We start from the raw sequence: 744 nt of genomic DNA on the forward strand, positions 1-744 counted from the left end.
GCATGCCGATCTCCGCCTACCCGCATCTGATCGATGCCCTTGCCGCGGTGAAGGAGGCCGCTGCCCTGGCCAATGAGGAACTCGGCCTGCTGGAGCCGGCGAAGGCCGCGGCGATTGTCGAGGCCTGCCGTGAGATCCGTGAGGGCAAGCTGCACGAGCAGTTCGTGGTGGACGTGGTGCAGGGCGGCGCGGGTACCTCGACCAACATGAACGCCAACGAGGTCGTGGCGAACCGGGCGCTGGAGCTGCTGGGCCACGCCAAGGGCGAGTACAAGTTCCTGCACCCCAACGAGGACGTCAACCTCGGTCAGTCGACCAACGACGTGTACCCGACCGCCGTCAAGATCGCGACGGTGTTCGCGGTGCGCGGCCTGCTGGAGGCCATGTCCGTCCTGCAGGACGCGTTCGCGGCCAAGGCCGTCGAGTTCCGCGATGTGCTCAAGATGGGCCGTACCCAGTTGCAGGACGCGGTGCCGATGACGCTCGGCCAGGAGTTCTCCGCCTATGCCGTCATGCTGGACGAGGACCGGTCCCGTCTCGCCGAGGCGGTTCAGTTGATCCATGAGATCAACCTCGGCGCGACAGCGATCGGTACCGGGCTGAACGCTCCCGCCGGGTACGCCGAGGCGGCGCGTCGTCATCTGGCGTCGATCACGGGGCTGCCTTTGGTGACGGCGGCGAATCTGGTGGAGGCGACTCAGGACTGTGGGGCGTTCGTGCAGATGTCCGGGGTGCTCAAGCGGA

At 66.9% G+C, this 744-nt stretch carries 1 protein-coding gene; it reads left to right on the forward strand.

Features of this window, described 5'->3' with window-relative positions; all coding sequences use genetic code 11:
* Positions 1–744 (forward strand): lyase family protein (locus ADK65_RS35560; protein ID WP_267889769.1); only part of this gene is annotated, 744 nt, incomplete at both ends.

The organism is Streptomyces sp. NRRL B-1140 (assembly GCF_001280065.1).
Taxonomy (GTDB): domain Bacteria; phylum Actinomycetota; class Actinomycetes; order Streptomycetales; family Streptomycetaceae; genus Streptomyces.